12 protein-coding genes are annotated in these 17,553 nt (G+C 54.8%); 7 read left to right on the top strand and 5 right to left on the bottom strand.

Annotation, left to right across the window (positions count from 1 at the left end):
• The first annotated feature begins 365 nt into the window (after positions 1-365).
• From pgi to JK231_RS16040, 5 genes are all read left to right on the top strand, one after another.
• Positions 366-2,012 carry a glucose-6-phosphate isomerase gene (gene pgi, locus JK231_RS16060; RefSeq protein ID WP_160834053.1) on the top strand — a complete coding sequence of 549 codons (1,647 nt, stop codon included), beginning with the start codon at positions 366-368 and terminating at the stop codon, positions 2,010-2,012.
• A 523-nt stretch (positions 2,013-2,535) separates the two neighbouring features.
• Entirely contained in the window at positions 2,536-2,784 is a 249-nt protein-coding gene (gene yjbE, locus JK231_RS16055; RefSeq protein ID WP_034827112.1) for an exopolysaccharide production protein YjbE, read from the top strand.
• Between the two features lie 77 nt (positions 2,785-2,861).
• Entirely contained in the window at positions 2,862-3,509 is a 648-nt protein-coding gene (locus JK231_RS16050) for a YjbF family lipoprotein (RefSeq protein WP_211729061.1), read from the top strand.
• Positions 3,506-4,243 (top strand): capsule biosynthesis GfcC family protein, encoded by a 738-nt coding sequence (locus JK231_RS16045; protein WP_097118909.1) that lies wholly within the window; start codon positions 3,506-3,508, stop codon positions 4,241-4,243. The genes JK231_RS16050 and JK231_RS16045 overlap by 4 nt, the downstream gene beginning before the upstream one ends.
• Positions 4,243-6,333, top strand: a complete 2,091-nt coding sequence (locus JK231_RS16040; RefSeq protein WP_097118908.1) for a YjbH domain-containing protein — start codon at positions 4,243-4,245, stop codon at positions 6,331-6,333. The genes JK231_RS16045 and JK231_RS16040 overlap by 1 nt, the downstream gene beginning before the upstream one ends.
• Positions 6,334-6,452: 119 nt before the next feature.
• Here JK231_RS16040 and metH read toward each other — a convergent pair whose 3' ends face one another.
• Positions 6,453-10,136: a methionine synthase gene (metH, locus tag JK231_RS16035; protein WP_211729060.1), complete on the bottom strand. Its 3,684-nt coding sequence runs from the start codon at positions 10,134-10,136 to the stop codon at positions 6,453-6,455.
• 198 nt (positions 10,137-10,334) lie between these two features.
• Here metH and iclR point away from each other — a divergent pair, with 198 nt between their 5' ends.
• Positions 10,335-11,165, top strand: a complete 831-nt coding sequence (iclR, locus tag JK231_RS16030; protein WP_211729059.1) for a glyoxylate bypass operon transcriptional repressor IclR — start codon at positions 10,335-10,337, stop codon at positions 11,163-11,165.
• Here iclR and aceK read toward each other — a convergent pair.
• The 4 genes from aceK to metA form a co-directional block, all read right to left on the bottom strand.
• On the bottom strand, positions 11,162-12,895 hold the full coding sequence (gene aceK / locus JK231_RS16025; RefSeq protein ID WP_211729058.1) for a bifunctional isocitrate dehydrogenase kinase/phosphatase: 1,734 nt from the start codon (positions 12,893-12,895) through the stop codon (positions 11,162-11,164). The two genes, iclR and aceK, sit on opposite strands and share 4 nt — an antisense overlap.
• Positions 12,896-13,028: 133 nt before the next feature.
• Entirely contained in the window at positions 13,029-14,330 is a 1,302-nt protein-coding gene (gene aceA, locus JK231_RS16020; RefSeq protein ID WP_058960030.1) for an isocitrate lyase, read from the bottom strand.
• Positions 14,331-14,346: 16 nt separating this feature from the next.
• Positions 14,347-15,945 (bottom strand): malate synthase A, encoded by a 1,599-nt coding sequence (gene aceB / locus JK231_RS16015; protein WP_211729057.1) that lies wholly within the window; start codon positions 15,943-15,945, stop codon positions 14,347-14,349.
• A 271-nt stretch (positions 15,946-16,216) separates the two neighbouring features.
• Positions 16,217-17,146 (bottom strand): homoserine O-succinyltransferase, encoded by a 930-nt coding sequence (metA, locus tag JK231_RS16010; RefSeq protein WP_034827128.1) that lies wholly within the window; start codon positions 17,144-17,146, stop codon positions 16,217-16,219.
• A 213-nt stretch (positions 17,147-17,359) separates the two neighbouring features.
• On the opposite strand from metA, the gene JK231_RS16005 reads away from it, so the two are divergent.
• The coding region (locus JK231_RS16005; RefSeq protein WP_211729056.1) for a hypothetical protein at positions 17,360-17,553 on the top strand (194 nt) is incomplete at its 3' end.

Below are 17,553 nucleotides of genomic sequence, written 5' to 3'. Positions count from 1 at the left end.
ATACTGATTAATTTTGCTGCTGTCCAGCCTTGCAACACGTTGAAAATTCTTTTTTAGAATTACGCCAGCGCATCGCAGAACAAACGCTGGCAGCCACACCCGCCTAAAGTAGTCAACGGCGCGCAAAAACGCGGCTTTTTGCTGATGCGGCACAGGGAATTTTTTTGCCAGAACATCGACAATCACCGCCGGATTAACCTGAAACCTTGCGGCCACGGTCACAAATTTTTTCCCTTCGTTTGCAACTGTGGTCATACTGAAACCCGTTCGCGGTAGCGTATCAGCCACAAGAAATGCTTAGCACGCTGGGCCAGCAGGACGCGCCCGGCTGGAATGACGGTTCTTATTTCAACAAGAGTGTTGCCATGAAAAATATCAATCCGAAACAAACCGCAGCCTGGAAAGCGCTGCAGCAGCATTTTGACCAGATGAAATCGGTGCAGATCGCCGACCTGTTTAAAGATGATGCCGATCGTTTTGCGAAATTCTCTGCCACTTTCGACGATCAGATGCTGGTGGATTTCTCAAAAAACCGCATCACCCAGGAAACCCTCGATAAGTTACAGGCGCTGGCAAAAGAGACCGATCTGGCGGGCGCCATCAAATCCATGTTCTCTGGTGAGAAGATCAACCGCACCGAAGAGCGTGCCGTGCTGCACGTTGCTTTGCGTAATCGCAGCAACACGCCAATCATTGTTGATGGCAAAGATGTGATGCCAGAAGTGAATGCGGTGCTGGCGAAGATGAAAGGCTTCTCTGAGCGCATCATCAGCGGTGAGTGGAAAGGTTATACCGGCAAAGCGATCACCGACGTGGTGAACATCGGTATCGGCGGTTCGGATCTCGGTCCATTCATGGTGACTGAGGCGCTGCGCCCGTATAAAAATCACCTGAACATGCACTTTGTTTCTAACGTTGATGGCACACACATTGCCGAAACGCTGAAAGATCTCAGCCCGGAAACCACCCTGTTCCTCGTGGCGTCTAAAACCTTCACCACGCAGGAGACCATGACCAACGCCCACAGCGCGCGCGACTGGTTCCTGAAAACCGCGGGCGACCAGCAGCATGTCGCCAAACACTTTGCTGCGCTGTCGACCAACGGTAAAGCGGTGGGCGAGTTCGGTATCGATACCGACAATATGTTTGAGTTCTGGGACTGGGTCGGCGGTCGCTATTCACTGTGGTCAGCGATTGGCTTGTCGATCATCCTGTCAGTGGGCTTCGAGAACTTCGAACAGCTGCTGAGCGGCGCACATGCGATGGACAACCACTTCGCCAACACGCCAGCCGAGCAAAACCTGCCGGTGCTGCTGGCACTGATCGGTATCTGGTACAACAACTTCTTTGGTGCCGAAACCGAAGCCATCCTGCCTTACGACCAGTACATGCACCGTTTCGCAGCGTACTTCCAGCAGGGCAACATGGAGTCCAACGGTAAGTACGTGGATCGCGAAGGTAACCCGGTGGATTACCAGACCGGCCCAATTATCTGGGGCGAGCCTGGCACCAACGGTCAGCATGCGTTTTATCAGCTGATTCATCAGGGCACCAAACTGATCCCTTGCGACTTTATCGCCCCGGCGCAGACCCACAACGCACTGACCGATCACCATCCGAAACTGCTGTCGAACTTCTTCGCGCAGACCGAAGCGCTGGCGTTTGGCAAATCACGTGAGGTGGTCGAGAAAGAGTTTACCGATGCCGGTAAATCCGTTGAGTCTGTTGCCCACATCGTGCCGTTCAAGGTGTTCGAGGGTAACCGCCCAACCAACTCCATCCTGCTACGTGAAATCACCCCGTTCAGCCTGGGTGCACTGATTGCGCTGTACGAGCACAAGATCTTCACTCAGGGCGCGATTCTCAACATCTTCACCTTTGACCAATGGGGTGTTGAATTGGGTAAACAGCTGGCAAACCGTATTCTGCCAGAGCTGGAAAATGAATCGCAGATCAGCAGCCACGACAGTTCCACTAATGGCTTAATTAACCGCTATAAATCCTGGCGATAATTTTCCTGCCAATCTGAATAAGGCGGCTTAATTGCCGCCTTATTTCTATCAAACATGCAATAAACCTCGCAATTTTGTTATTCAGCGATCCCGTTACGGTTAGATAATTCTTAAAATGCGCTAAGGAAAATCGGAGTTTGTTTAAAATGAACAGCATGGCACTCATCAAAAAATGGATCTAATTCGCCCACCTAAAATAAGCATCTATTTGATTAATCTATCATTAAAATTAAAGCACACTCAGGAAAATCTGATTAATCCTATTCCGTACCATTTTTTAATGCAAAAGTGAAAAATGCTGCCGTGTCAGCCCCAACCACTCAAATATCCCGCCACCTGAAAAATATTCATTTAAAAAAAGCAGCTATCGCCAATTCGCCGTATTTATCACCAGAATAACCCCTGTTTTTCACCCTCTTTTACTGGCGATGAACTCTGGTAATTTGTTGCCCTATACTGAACGCGCCCGAAATTAGGGTACATCCTTCATTCATTTGTTTCTAAAAATGCAGGAAACGTTGTTATGAAAAAACTGATGGTTGCCGGTGCAGCCTTACTTTACGTTGCCGTTTCTTCCGCTGCGATTGCCGCACCGGAAGAAGCTGGTGCTGCAGCGGGCGCGCAGGCGGGAGCAATCTCGACCGGTGCCACGACCGCTGTGGGTATCGGCGCACTGGGCGCGTTAGTAGGACTCGGCATCGCTGCTGCTGGCGGCGGTGACGGCGCAAATACCGGCACAACAACGACCACCACAACGAGCACCACGCGTTGATGTAGCACCTTTAAACATAACCACACAGCCGTGTGGTTATTTTTTGCCTGGTTTTATTTTTGACAGGGATATACACAGTGCACCGACTCTCCTTGCTACTTTTCTGCCTGCTGCTGCAGGCCTGCACACAAACACAAAAAGGCCTGGAACAAACCGTGATGCTGGCCGTGAAAGGTCCGGATGATGTCACCGTCACCGATGAGCAGGTTGCCAGTCTCCCTTACGCCAGCCTGTATGCGCGCATCAATGAAGGACCGCGTATCTTCGTGGTACTTGGGTATGACGAAAACGGCCAGCTGAAATGGATCACCCAGGATAAAGCGATGCTGGTGATGCAGCATGGCAGGCTCGTCAAAACACTGGGGCTGGCCAGCAACCTTGATGAGGTCAGCAATCTGGCGCAGGATCCGCTCGCCGATGCGCTGCATCTGCAAAACAATGTCAGCTGGACCCGCGTGGTGCAGTGGCGCGAGAAAGAGAAAGTACGCGCTGCCACCGCCACTTCCACCTTTCAGCGCGGCGATGACACCGTGCTGATTATCGCCGGTGAGCGCGTGCCCTGCCGTATCTGGATCGAAACCGTGCGAATGGATGATGTCGGCGCAGAATGGCAAAACACCTTCTGGATCGATAACCGTGATGGCAGCGTTTTGCAGGCAAATCAAATGCTCGCCGCAGATGCCTTCCCAGTTGAAACCACTATTCTGAAGCCGGCAAAATCATGAAAATAATCTCCCCTCTGTTAACGGCCATCGCGCTGCTGACGGCCGGTTATGCGCAGGCAGATAGCCAGGTAACGGTGCATGACCAGCACAGCCAACACAGCCTGCAGATCGATCATGCACAGAATCTGGCGCAGCTGGTCACCAACCCGGCACTGCACACCTGGTGGCCCGGTACGGTGATCGCTGAACGTGGCGCAACGGCGGTGGCACAGCAACAACAGCAACAGCTGCTGGCTGATTTACGCACCTGGCAGGCCGAAAGCGGCGATGCGCTGGCAGCGACCATTGGCGCAGTGATCCACCAGCTCAGCACGATACAGGTCACCGGACGCCAGTTCACTGAACTCGATCCTGATTGGGTGCGCCTGCGTCCAGAAGCCAATCGCACGCTACAGGGCAGCTACGACCTCTACACGCTGCCTCAGCCTGACCAGGTGCTGATTCTCGGCGCGCTGGAACATCCCGGCAAAGCAAGCTGGCAACCTGGTCGCACCGTGCGTGATTACCTTGATACCCACGATCGCCTGTCAGGAGCCGAGCGCAGTTTCGCCACGGTGATCTCGCCTTCGGGCCAGATGCAGCAGGTGCCGGTCGCCTACTGGAATCAACGTCACGTGGAAGTGGCACCCGGCAGCATCATCTGGCTGGGCTTTACCTCATGGAGCCTGCCGTGGGGAAAAGCTGATTTGAATGCGCGCATGCTTTCTGTTCTGACACACCGGATTCCAGACTGATGAAAAAACAATTACTTCTCAGCCTGTTGGCTGCTTCTGTCTCTGCGGCATGCCAGGTGCACGCGGAAACCTGGCCGGAACCCATCGGGCCATCACAATCGGATTTCGGCGGCGTGGGTTTGATGCAGACCCCCACGGCACGCATGGCGAAAGAGGGCGAATTCAGCCTGAACTTCCGCGATAACGATCAATATCGCTACTACTCTGCTTCGCTGCAGCTGTTCCCATGGCTGGAAACCACCGTGCGTTACACTGACGTGCGTACGCGCCGCTATAGCGCAGTTGAAGGCTTCAGTGGCGACCAAAGTTATAAAGACAAAGCCTTCGATGTGAAGCTGCGTCTGTGGCAGGAGAGCTACTGGCTGCCTGAAGTGGCAGTCGGATCGCGTGATTTGGGCGGTACCGGCCTGTTTGACAGTGAATATCTGGTGGCAACCAAAGCCTGGGGACCGTTTGATTTCACCATGGGCATCGGCTGGGGCTACCTCGGTAACAGCGGCAGTATCAAAAACCCGTTCTGCTCCTACAGCGATAGCTTCTGTAGCCGTACCGGCGGTGGCTCGGCGGGTTCTATCAATGGTTCCCAGATGTTCCACGGCCCGGCAGCACTGTTTGGCGGCGTGGAGTATCAAACCCCCTGGCAGCCGCTACGTCTGAAGCTGGAATATGAAGGCAATGACTATCAGGATGACTTTGCCGGACGTCTGGAACAGCGCAGCAAGGTCAACGTGGGAGCGATTTATCGCCTGACCGATTGGGCCGATGTCAACGCCAGCTATGAGCGTGGCAACACCTTTATGTTTGGCGTGACCGTGCGCACTAACTTCAACGATTTGCGCCAGTCGCACATTGATAGTGCCAAACCGGCTTATAACCCGCAGCCGCAGGGTGATCTGTTGCAACCGACGGTGGTAGCCAACCAGCTGACCGATCTGAAGTACAACGCCGGATTAAGCGGTCCGCGCATCCAGACCAAAGGCAGTACGCTGTATGTCTCTGGCGAACAGACGAAATACCGCGATACGCGCGAAGGCGTCGATCGTGCCAATCGCATCATCATGAACAACCTGCCGGCCGGCATTGATACCATAGATGTCACCGAGTCGCGTCTCAATATGCCGCAGGTGACCACCCGCACTGATGTCGCCAGTCTGCACAATGCGCTGAGCGGTTACCCGCTGGGTCATGAGCAGCCGCTGCAGCAGACGCGTGAGAATCCGGTCGATCCTGGCGAGACTGAACAAGGCTTCTTTATCCGCAAAGATCGCCTTCACTACAATCTGGCACCGGTGCTCAATCAGTCGGTTGGTGGGCCTGAGAGCTTCTACATGTACCAACTGGGCGTGATGGGCAGCGTTGATTACGCACTGACCGATCACCTGCTGGTTAGCGGCAGCCTGTTTGGTAACCTCGCCAATAATTACGACAAATTTAACTACAACGGCGCACCGGCTGACTCCACCCTGCCGCGCGTGCGTACCCATATTCGCGACTACGTCGAGAACAATGTCTACGTTAATGACCTGCAAGCCAACTACATGGGGTATCTCGGCAATGGCTTCTATGGCCAGGTGTACGGCGGTTATCTCGAAACCATGTACGGCGGCGTGGGTGGTGAAGTGTTGTATCGTCCGATAGACAGCAACTGGGCTTTTGGTGTTGATGCCAACTACGTGAAACAACGTGACTGGGACAACATGATGCAGTTCACCGACTACAAAGCGCCAACCGGACACTTCACCGCGTACTGGCGCCCATGGTTCATGCAGGACGTGCTGGTGAAAGCCAGCGTCGGTGAATATCTGGCGAAAGATAAAGGTGTGACGGTCGATGTGTCGAAGCGCTTCGACAGCGGTGTGATGGTCGGCTTCTACGCCACCAAAACCAACGTGTCCGCCGAAGCCTATGGCGAAGGCGACTTCACCAAAGGCTTCTATATCTCGATTCCAATGGATCTGTTTACCGTGACGCCAACCCGTGGCCGTGCGCAGGTGAATTGGGTGCCGCTAACGCGTGATGGCGGACAGATGCTGGGGCGTAAATATCAGCTGTATGACATGACCTCAGATCGTGATGCGCGGTTTAATTAACGACAAGTGTGGAAGGTTGAAACGGCGTTGACCTCCAGGCGCATTCCTGGAGGTTTCGGGGCCTTGCCTGGTTGGGCCCCGACTGAATGCTCTGCGTATCCTTTTACGCCATCAGCCCATCAATCCGCGTCATAACCCAGATTCGGTGCCAGCCAGCGCTCAACCTCGCTGACACTCATCCCTTTACGCGCCGCGTAATCTTCCACCTGATCACGCTGAATCTGCGCCACAGCGAAGTATTTGCTGTCCGGATGGCTGAAATACCAGCCGGATACTGCCGCACCCGGCCACATAGCAAAGGACTCCGTGAGCTTCATGCCAGTGTGCGTCTCCACATCCAGCAACTGCCAGATTTGCGCTTTCTCCGTGTGTTCCGGACAGGCCGGATAGCCCGGAGCAGGACGAATGCCCTGATAATTTTCGCGAATCAACTCTTCGTTACTCAGGTTCTCATGAGCGGCAAAGCCCCAAATCACCTTACGTACCCGCTCATGCAGATATTCGGCAAAAGCTTCTGCCAGACGATCTGCCAGCGCCTTGATCATGATTTTGTTGTAGTCATCATGCTGCTGTTCATAGGCTTCGGCCAGCGCATCCTCTTCCAGTCCACCGGTGACAGCAAACGCGCCGAGATAATCGGCTTTAGCGCTGGATTTCGGTGCGACAAAGTCAGCTAAGCAGTAGTTGGCGAAGTCGGTTTTCTCGGTCTGCTGACGTAAGTGATGGCTCACACCTATCACCTGATCGCGGTTTTCATCACGGTAGACTTCAATATCGTCTCCGACGCGGTTTGCCGGGAAAATCCCAACTACGCCACGCGGATTGAGGGTGCCGGTTTCACTGAGCCTGTCCAACATGGCGTTGGCATCGGCAAACAGGCGTTTAGCCTCTTCACCCACCACTTCATCTTCGAGAATGCGCGGGTATTTCCCCGCCAGCGACCAGGTCATAAAGAACGGCGTCCAGTCGATGTAGTTACGGAGGGTGTCGATACTGGCTTCAACCGCGCTGACCCCAAGGCGATGCGCGACCGGCGGCGTATAGCTTTCCCAGTCGATGGCGTAATCGTTGTCGCGTGCGGTTTGCAGGCTGACCGGCGGCGTGCGTGGCTTCTTACGTGCGTGCTGAATGCGCACCGTGTCGTACTCTTTGCGCGTGCGGGCCATAAACTCCTCTTTAAGGCTTTCTGAGAGCAGTGAAGAGACAACACCCACGGTGCGTGAGGCGTTTTGCACATACACCGTTGGACCACTGTAGTTCTGCTCGATCTTCACTGCCGTATGCGCTTTCGACGTGGTCGCACCGCCAATCAGTAACGGGATGGTGAAGCCCTGGCGCTCCATCTCTTTCGCCACGTTGACCATCTCATCCAGCGAAGGCGTAATCAGCCCGGAAAGCCCAATGATATCGGCATTTTCAGCAATGGCGGTTTTCAGGATTTTGTCACTTGGCACCATCACGCCAAGATCGATAATTTCGTAGTTATTACACTGCAGCACCACGCCGACAATGTTTTTACCGATGTCATGCACATCGCCCTTCACCGTCGCCAGCACGATTTTACCGTTGCTGCGCCCGACTTCTTTGCTGGCTTCAATGTAAGGTTCGAGATAGGCCACCGCTTGCTTCATCACGCGCGCCGATTTCACTACCTGCGGCAGGAACATTTTGCCCTCGCCGAACAAATCGCCGACCACGTTCATGCCGGACATCAGCGGCCCTTCAATCACTTCAATGGGCCGTGCGGCAGCCTGACGCGCCTCCTCGGTGTCCAGCTCAATAAATTCAGTGATGCCTTTTACCAGCGAGTATTCCAGACGCTTGACCACGTCCCAACTGCGCCATTCGGCCTGCTGCTTCTCCTGCTCACCGTCGCTCTTGCTACCGCGATATTTCTCCGCCAGCTCCAGCAAACGCTCAGTGCCATCGTCACGACGGTTCAGCACCACATCTTCCACCGCATCGCGCAGTTCTGCGGGCAAGTCGTCATAGATCGCCAGCTGACCGGCGTTGACGATGCCCATATCCATCCCATTGCGAATCGCGTAATAGAGGAACACCGCGTGAATCGCCTCGCGCACTGGATCGTTACCACGGAACGAGAACGACACGTTAGACACGCCGCCGGAGATCATCGCATGCGGCAGCTCGCGCTTGATGTCTTCACAGGCGCCGATAAAGTCCATCGCATAGTTGTTATGCTCTTCAATACCGGTGGCGACTGCGAAGATGTTTGGGTCGAAAATGATGTCTTCTGGCGGGAAACCGACCTCTTCCGTCAGAATCTTGTAGGCGCGACGACAGATTTCGATTTTACGTGCGCGGGTATCCGCCTGGCCGACTTCATCAAACGCCATCACCACCATGGCGGCACCGTAGCGTCGCACTTTACGCGCGTGTTCGATAAACGGCTCAACGCCCTCTTTCATCGAAATTGAGTTAACGATGCCTTTGCCCTGAATGCACTGCAGCCCTTTCTCGATCACCTCCCACTTGGAGGAGTCGATCATGATCGGTACGCGCGCGATATCGGGTTCACCGGCAATCAGGTTGAGGAAGCGCACCATCGCAGCTTCCGCATCCAGCATGCCTTCGTCCATGTTGATATCGATAATTTGCGCGCCGCTTTCCACCTGCTGACGGGCCACATCCAACGCTTCGTTGTACTTCTCTTCTTTAATCAGACGCTTAAATTTGGCCGAACCCGTGACGTTGGTGCGTTCACCGACGTTCACATACAGCGAATCAGCGTGAATATTCAGGGGTTCCAGACCGGACAGACGGCAGGCAACAGGGATTTCAGGCAGCTGGCGGGGGGCAACGCCCTCAACCGCCGCCGCCATCGCCGCGATATGTTCCGGCGTGGTACCGCAGCAGCCGCCGATGATATTCAGGAAACCGGCTCGCGCCCATTCGCCGATCTGTTCAGCCATGGTTGCCGCATCTAAATCGTATTCACCAAACGCATTCGGCAAACCGGCGTTAGGGTGAGCAGTGACATAGCCTTCCGCAATGCGGGATAGCTCCTGCACGTACTGGCGTAGCTCGTCTGGACCGAGCGCACAGTTCAGGCCAAACGACAGCGGCTCGGCGTGACGCAGTGAGTTGTAGAAACCTTCTGTGGTCTGGCCGGAGAGTGTGCGACCCGAGGCATCGGTAATGGTACCGGAGATCATCACCGGCAGCTTCACGCCCATCGCTTCCATCTCGACCTGCACCGCGTAAATCGCCGCCTTGGCATTCAGGGTATCGAACACCGTCTCAATCATGATCAGATCTGAACCACCCTCAATCAGCGCATGCGTTGATTCGCGGTAGGCTTCCACCAGCTGATTGAAGGTGACGTTTCGGAAGGCAGGATCATTCACATCCGGCGAGATGGAGCAGGTGCGGTTGGTGGGGCCGAGCACGCCCGCAACATAGCGCGGTCGGTCAGGTGTTTTTACCGTCCATGCATCCGCACTGGCGCGCGCCAGTTTTGCCGCTTCAAAGTTAATCTCCGCTGACAAAGCTTCCATCGCGTAATCTGCCATCGCAATGGTGGTGGAGTTGAAGGTGTTGGTTTCCAGAATATCTGCGCCAGCGGCAAGATAAGCATCATGAATTTCGCGAATAACGTCCGGTTTGGTGAGCACTAGCAGGTCGTTATTGCCTTTCAAATCGGAGGGCCAGTCGGCAAAACGGCTGCCACGAAAATCGGCTTCGCTGAGTTTATAACTCTGAATCATGGTGCCCATGCCACCGTCCAAAATCATAATCCGCTGTGCCAGTTGCTGATGCAGCATTTCTGTTTTATTGCTCACTCTCGCCCCGTCCACGTCATTGCGTTGGCTAATATGCCAGCCAAACATACTGGCATAACTTTCCGGTGAGCAAAAGTCACGACAGATGAGACATTTTCAGCCTGAAAGCATTACAGATCCGACCAGTAAAGCAGCGTTTGCATTCATACGCCCAAAAACGAAAATGGTTTCCAGCATTGATGCGATTGTGGAGACGTTATGGCAACCCCAGTACCGGCGAAACGTGGAAAAAAACCACGTGCCGCAGCAGCCACCAGCGCCCCGGCAGGTGGACAAGTTCAATCCCTGACGCGCGGTTTGCGTTTACTTGAACTGATCGCCGAATCTCACGGCAGCGTTGCCCTGACCGAGCTGGCACAACAGGCCGGATTACCTAACTCCACCACGCACCGCTTGCTGACCACCATGCAGCAGCAGGGATTTGTGCATCAGGTTGGTGATCTGGGCTTCTGGACCATCGGCTCACATGCCTTTGTGGTCGGCAGCAGTTTTCTTCAGAGCCGCAATCTGCTGGCGATTGTGCATCCCATCCTGCGTAAACTGATGGAAGATGCCGGAGAGACAGTGAATCTGGCGGTGCTGGATCTCAGCGACTATCAGGCAGTGATTATCGACCAGGTGCAGTGTACGCAGCTGATGCGTATGTCGGCACCGATTGGCGGTAAGCTACCGATGCACGCGTCTGGCGCAGGCAAAGCATTTCTCGCCCATCTCAGCGATGAGCAGGTGACCGCGCTGTTGCATCAGAAAGGATTGCACCACTACACGCCGAAAACTTTGATGTCTCCGCACAGCCTGAAAGAGAATCTGGCGCTGATCCGTAAGATGGGCTTTTCGCACGATGATGAAGAGCACGCGCTGGGCCTGCGCTGCGTGGCGGCACCCATCTATGATGAGCACGGCGAGCCTTTTGCCGCCATCTCGATTTCCGGCCCGATAGCACGCATGACCGACGACCGTGTGACCGAACTGGGCGCGCTGGTGATCCGTGCCGCCAGGCTGGTCACGCAGACCTATTCTGGCCGCTAAGCGGCCACTGATGCATAGCGCGCGCTGAAACGCTGTCCGGCGCGCCAGGCGATCACTTCTTCGATATGCCCTTCCCGGATGCGCGTTTGCAGCGCGCGCCACCAGCCCGGATCAAACAGCTGCGGGTGCAGCGCGAGCAATAACTTACCGGTGCCCGGCTCGCTGCACAGCGCATAGCGGAAGGTTTCGGGGAACACATCATCCGGCCCCACGCTGTACCACGGCTCGGCTTGCAGCTCATCCTCTTCGTAACGTGCTGGCGGCACATCGCGGAACTTCAGTTCGGTCATAGGCCGAATTTCATCGTAGTCGTAAAACACCACGCGACCGTGACGCGTCATGCCGAAGTTTTTGAATAGCATGTCGCCGGGGAAAATGTTCGCTGCCGCCAACTGGCGAATCGCATCGCCATATTCGCCAATCGCGTGCTGACGCTGTTCTGGTGTGGCCTGCGCCAGCCACAAATTGAGTGGCTCCATACGGCGTTCCAGCCACAGATGGCGGATGATCAGCACATCGTCACGCAGTTCCATCTTCTCCGGAATATCGCGTTCAAACTCCACCATCAGCGCTGCCGGGATACGTGCGCGCGGTATCGCGAAGTACTCAAACTCTTGTGTATCGGCCATGCGTCCCACACGGTCGTGCTCTTTAACCATGCGATAGCAGTCACGCACCTGCGCATCAGTGACCTCTTTCTGCGGCGCGAAGCAATCTTTAATCACCTTAAATACGCGATCAAATCCGGGCAGCGTAAACACCAGCATCACCATGCCGCGGATGCCGGGCGCGACGGTGAACTCTTCGTCGCTGTGTGACAGATAATGCAGGTATTCGCGGTAGCATTCGGTTTTGCCGTGTTTCTGGCAGCCGATGGACATGTAGCGTTCGGCGAGGGTTTTACCCGGCAGAATCGGTTGCAGCCAGGCAACCAACGCTGCGGGCACCGGTGCATACACCATAAAATAGGCGCGTGCGAAGCCAAAGACGATGCTGGCGTCGTCGCTGTCGGTTAAGCAGGTATCGATCCACAAGCGTCCCGCCTCATCGCGCTGGATGGGCAGCAAGCAAGGCACCATGCCATCACTCAACTGCAATCGCGCCACGATCCAGGCGGTTTTATTGCGGTAGAACAGTTCACCGGCGACATCCAGCGTGGCGGTGGCCAGTTGAGCGGGGCTGAACTGTTCATGCAAGTGGCGGACGATCCAGCCGATATCGCGGGTGATATCCTGCCAGGGCAAGCGCAAAGGAATATCGTTCAGAACCTGCCTTAATACTTCATGCCAGCTGCCTTGTGGACGGTACAGCCGCGACAATGGACGTTGTGCCATCGGCGCGGCGACATAGGGCTGCGACGGGAAGATAAACAGCCGATTGGGATCGAGATGGCTGTGCCCCTGCAAGCGACAATAGACGGAATTAAAGAAGCTTTCGGCAATTTCATGGCGCGGATAACCGGGTAGCAGCGTCTCATAGTGGCTTTTTACCCGCAGCCAGAACGCTTCATCCCAGTTTGACACATCATTGAGGATGCGCAGTTGGTTGGTCACCAATCCAACATGGTGATCGTAAAGATGGATACGCGCTTTCATTGCCTGCTGCACGGCATGCCAGTCGGCCTGCTCGAAGCGCTGCTGGGCGCCTGCGGTGATATCCAGAAAGCGGCCATACTGCGCGTCGAAACCTTGCAGAATGGTGTGGGCGATCAGAGATTCTCTCGGTGTCATCGGCAACGCTCCGGCAAAGGGAGCCCATCCATGGGCCAGGCGTGATGAAAGTCCGCGATGCGGTTTTAGTCGCCATCAATGGCGACCCTACGAATGTGTCGTGCAATTTTCGTAGGGTACGCATGCAGACTGATCAGAACTGCGCAGCTTCTGTCGAACCGGTCAGTGCGGTCACGGAAGACTGGCCGCCCTGAATCACGTTGGTGATGCGATCAAAATAGCCGGTGCCCACTTCCTGCTGATGCGAGGAGAAGGTGTAGCCTTTTTCGCGCGCGGCAAATTCCGGCTGCTGCACTTTCTCAACGTAATGGCGCATCCCTTCACCCTGCGCATACGCGTGTGCAAGATCGAACATGTTGAACCACATGCTATGAATGCCGGCCAGCGTAATGAACTGGAAGCGATAGCCCATGTCGCTTAATGCCTGCTGGAAACGGGCGATGGTGCGATCGTCGAGATTCTTCTTCCAGTTGAATGACGGCGAGCAGTTGTAGGCCAGCAACTTGCCCGGATACTGCGCGTGAATCGCGTCGGCAAAACGTTGCGCCAGTTCGAGATCCGGCGTCGAGGTTTCGCACCACAATACATCTGCGTACGGCGCATACGACAAGCCACGGCTGATCGCCTGCTCAATACCGGCGCGAGTACGGAAGAACCCTTCAGCGGTACGTTGCCCGGTGATAAACGGCGCATCGCGCTCGTCACAGTCGGAGGTAATCAAGTCAGCGGCATCCGCATCGGTGCGTGCCAGCAATATCGTCGGCACGCCCATGACATCAGCTGCCAGCCGCGCAGCCACCAGTTTCTGAATCGCTTCCTGAGTGGGCACTAACACTTTGCCACCCATATGGCCACACTTCTTCACCGAGGCCAGCTGATCTTCAAAGTGCACCGCACCGGCACCTGCCTGAATCATCGATTTCATCAGCTCGAAAGCATTGAGCACGCCACCAAACCCCGCTTCTGCATCCGCCACAATCGGCAGGAAGTAGTCAATAAAGCCTTCATCTTCTGGCGACAGACCATTCGCCCACTGAATCTGGTCGGCGCGCTGGAAGCTCTGATTGATACGCTCGACCACATTCGGCACCGAGTTCGCCGGATAGAGCGACTGATCGGGATACATCTGCCCGGCCATATTCGCATCCGCAGCCACCTGCCAGCCGGAGAGATAGATCGCCTCTATTCCGGCTTTGGCTTGCTGTATTGCCTGCCCGCCGGTTAAGGCGCCGAGGCTGTTGATATACCCTTTGGTGGACTCACCATTGAGCAACGACCACAGTTTATTCGCCCCGCGCTCTGCCAGCGTGCAGGCCGGATTCACTGAGCCACGCAGGTTGATAACATCTTCCGCGCTATAGGGGCGGGTAATGCCCTGCCAGCGCGCGTCGTTCCAGCTCGATTCCAGTTGTTTGATCTGTTGGTGACGATTCATAGCGTTATCTCCAGGTTCATGGCAGCAGGCGGTAGCCCGGCAGAGTAAGGAAAGAAACCAGTTCGTTATCCGTGGTGATTTGCGCCATCAGCGCGGCGGCATCGGCAAAGCGTCCGCTACGGAAGCGCTCCTCGCCCAGCGTTTGTTGCAGGGCCAGCATCTCTTCATCGAGTAGCCGCTCAAACAGTTCGGCGGTCACCAGTTGGCCATCGCTGAGGATCTGCTTGTGATGAATCCACTGCCAGATGGAGGTGCGGGCAATTTCTGCCGTGGCGGCATCCTCCATCAACCCATCAATCGGCACGCAGCCGTTACCCCCAATCCACGCCTCAAGGTACTGCAACGCCACGCGAATGTTGGCGCGCATACCCACTTCAGTGCGCAGACCCCGACATGGCCGCAGCAGACGTTCGGCGGTGATGGGTGCATCCTGATCGCGACTGACCTGCAGCTGATTAGGCTGATTGCCGAGCTGACGGTCGAATTCAGCCATGGCGATATCGGCCAGCCCCGGATGCGCGACCCAGGTGCCGTCATGGCCGTTACCGGCTTCACGCGCTTTGTCTTCCTGTACTTTCTGCATCACCCACGCATTACGCTCGGCATCTTTGCTCGGAATCAGCGCGGACATGCCGCCCATCGCCAGTGCGCCGCGGCGGTGGCAGGTTTTGATCAGCAACCGTGAATAGGCATCGAGGAAGGGCTGATCCATACTGATTTGCTGGCGGTCCGGCAGAATGCAATCGCCGTGCTGTGCCAGGGTTTTGATGTAGCTGAAGATGTAATCCCAGCGACCACAGTTCAGGCCCACCACGTGATCGCGCAGCTCCCACAAGATCTCATCCATCTGGAATACCGCTGGCAGCGTTTCGATCAATACCGTGGCTTTGATGGTGCCGCGCGGCAGATCAAAGCGATCCTCGCTAAAGCGGAAGATCTCACGCCACCACGCCACTTCAGATGCATGCTCGGTTTTTGGCAGATAAAACCAGGGGCCATGCCCCTTTTCCAGCAGTGCCTCAACGTTGTGGAACAGGTAGAGCGCAAAATCAAACAGCCCGCCGGGAATGGCCCGATCGCGCCATTCAACGTGTTTTTCATTCAGATGCAGCCCACGTACACGACACATCAGCAGAGCAGGATCGGATTTCAGCTGGTAGATCTTGCCCGCTTCACTGGTGAAGTTCAGCGTGCCGTTGACCGCATCCCGCAGTGTCAGCTGGCCATCCATCAATTTCTGCCAGGTGGGCGCCAGCGAATCCTCGAAATCGGCCATGAAGACGTTGACGTTCGCATTCAGCGCGTTGATCACCATTTTGCGATCCGGCGGGCCGGTGATCTCGACGCGACGATCGCGCAGCAATTGGGGAATCGGGCGAACCTGCCAGTCACGTTCACGAATGGAAGTGGTTTCCGAATCAAAGTCAGGTAAGGCACCCTGATCGTAACGATGCTGGCGCTGCTGACGTGCTTTTAACAGGCGCTCACGTTCCGGTGCAAAACGCGCGACCAGTGTGTGCAGGAAGTCGATGGCTTGCGGGGTGAGCAGCTGCTTTTCCGCGTAGGTAAAGGGCTGAGTGAAGGTCAGCGTATTGTGGATAACCGAATCTGTCATGCGGGCTGCTCCTGTTATGATCCGTCCCCATTTACGGGGATCCGGGTGTAGGGTGATTTTTAACCGGCAAGATCAGAGCATAATGATTTTTATATTATTTTCAAAAACTATTTCCATTTTTATATTTAAACTGCCTTATTGTACTGATAAATATGTAATTTAAACTCTCAAATTAAAGGCAATGGATTCCACAAGCTTGCGCAAGGCAAAAAAAATGCCGCGACAGCACGAGGCTGTCACGGCACATTTAACGAGAAAAGCGAGCTTTGCTTTAGTCGAGTGTGGGGTTCATATGACGCAGATCGAACGGTGTAATCTGGTAAACGTAATAGTTTAGCCAGTTTGAGAACAACAGATTACCGTGGCTGCGCCAGGTGGCACGCGGTGGCAGTTCAGGATTGTCTTGTGGGAAGTAGTTAAATGGTACTTCCGGATGCAGCCCGGCATCATAATCACGATGGTATTCACCGGATAACGTCAGCGCATCGTATTCAGGATGGCCAGTTACAAACGCCAGGCGCTTGTCTTTGCTCGCCATCAGGTAAGCCCCGGTGGCGTCAGATTCGGCAAACAACTCGAGATCGGTATAGTCGCGAATTAACTGGCTCGGGAAATCAGCATAACGCGAATGCGGCGCGAGGAAATTGTCGTCAAATCCACGGGTTAACAAAGCATGCGGATGCAGGATTTGATGTTCATACACGCCTGAAAGTTTGTTCTGACGCGTTTGCTTTGGAATGCCGTACAGAATGTTCAGCGCGGCTTGTACCGCCCAACAGACAAACAGCGTGGATGTGACGTGTTCTTTCGCCCAGTGCAGCACACGCTGAATCTGCGGCCAGTATGCCACGTCATTGAAATCCACCAATCCCAGCGGGGCACCCGTAACGATCAGACCATCGAAATTATCGTGCTCAATATCTTCGAAGTTGCAGTAAAAGTTATTGAGATGCTCGCTCGGCGTATTGCGTGACTCACGGCTGTCGATGCGCAGTAGCTGTATGTCGATCTGCAGTGGCGAGTTGGAGAGTAAGCGTAAGAACTGATTTTCCGTTTCGATCTTTTTTGGCATCAGGTTGAGGATCAGTACTTTTAGCGGGCGAATCTCCTGAACACTGGCGCGCGATGAGGCCATGACAAACACGTTCTCATTACGCAAAAAATTCACTGCCGGTAATTCGTCGGGGATTCTGATTGGCATAGCTAACTGACCTCTTACTGATAACCGTATAAACGTTTAGACATCCAGATGCCCGAGGTTAGCCTGGCATCCGCTGAATGTCGAGTCTTCATGCGGATTATGAAAATGTTTCAGTTTAAAGCGGGATTTGGAGGTCTGATCCGCCTATTTATGCTACATCTTTGCGCGACCAACGCGGTGTTCTATGCTTTTTTTGCATATAGATGAGGTGTAATGACAGTGTTTGAGAGGAAAAATGGGGGATTTTACGGAGCACTTCAATCTTTTTTCGCAGCGCATTTAGCGGTATTTTGGCGATCTTCGTGGCTGTTAGCATTGATTTCGCCGATCTGCAGACGTAAAAAAACCCTGAACTTTCGTTCAGGGTTTCTTCACTTATTTGATGCCTGGCAGTTCCCTACTCTCGC

This window comes from Pantoea sp. JGM49 (assembly GCF_018257655.1).
GTDB classification, from domain to species: Bacteria; Pseudomonadota; Gammaproteobacteria; order Enterobacterales; family Enterobacteriaceae; genus Pantoea; species Pantoea communis.
The sequence above is the reverse complement of the archived record's forward strand: the minus strand, read 5'-3'. Positions and strand labels throughout refer to the sequence as shown.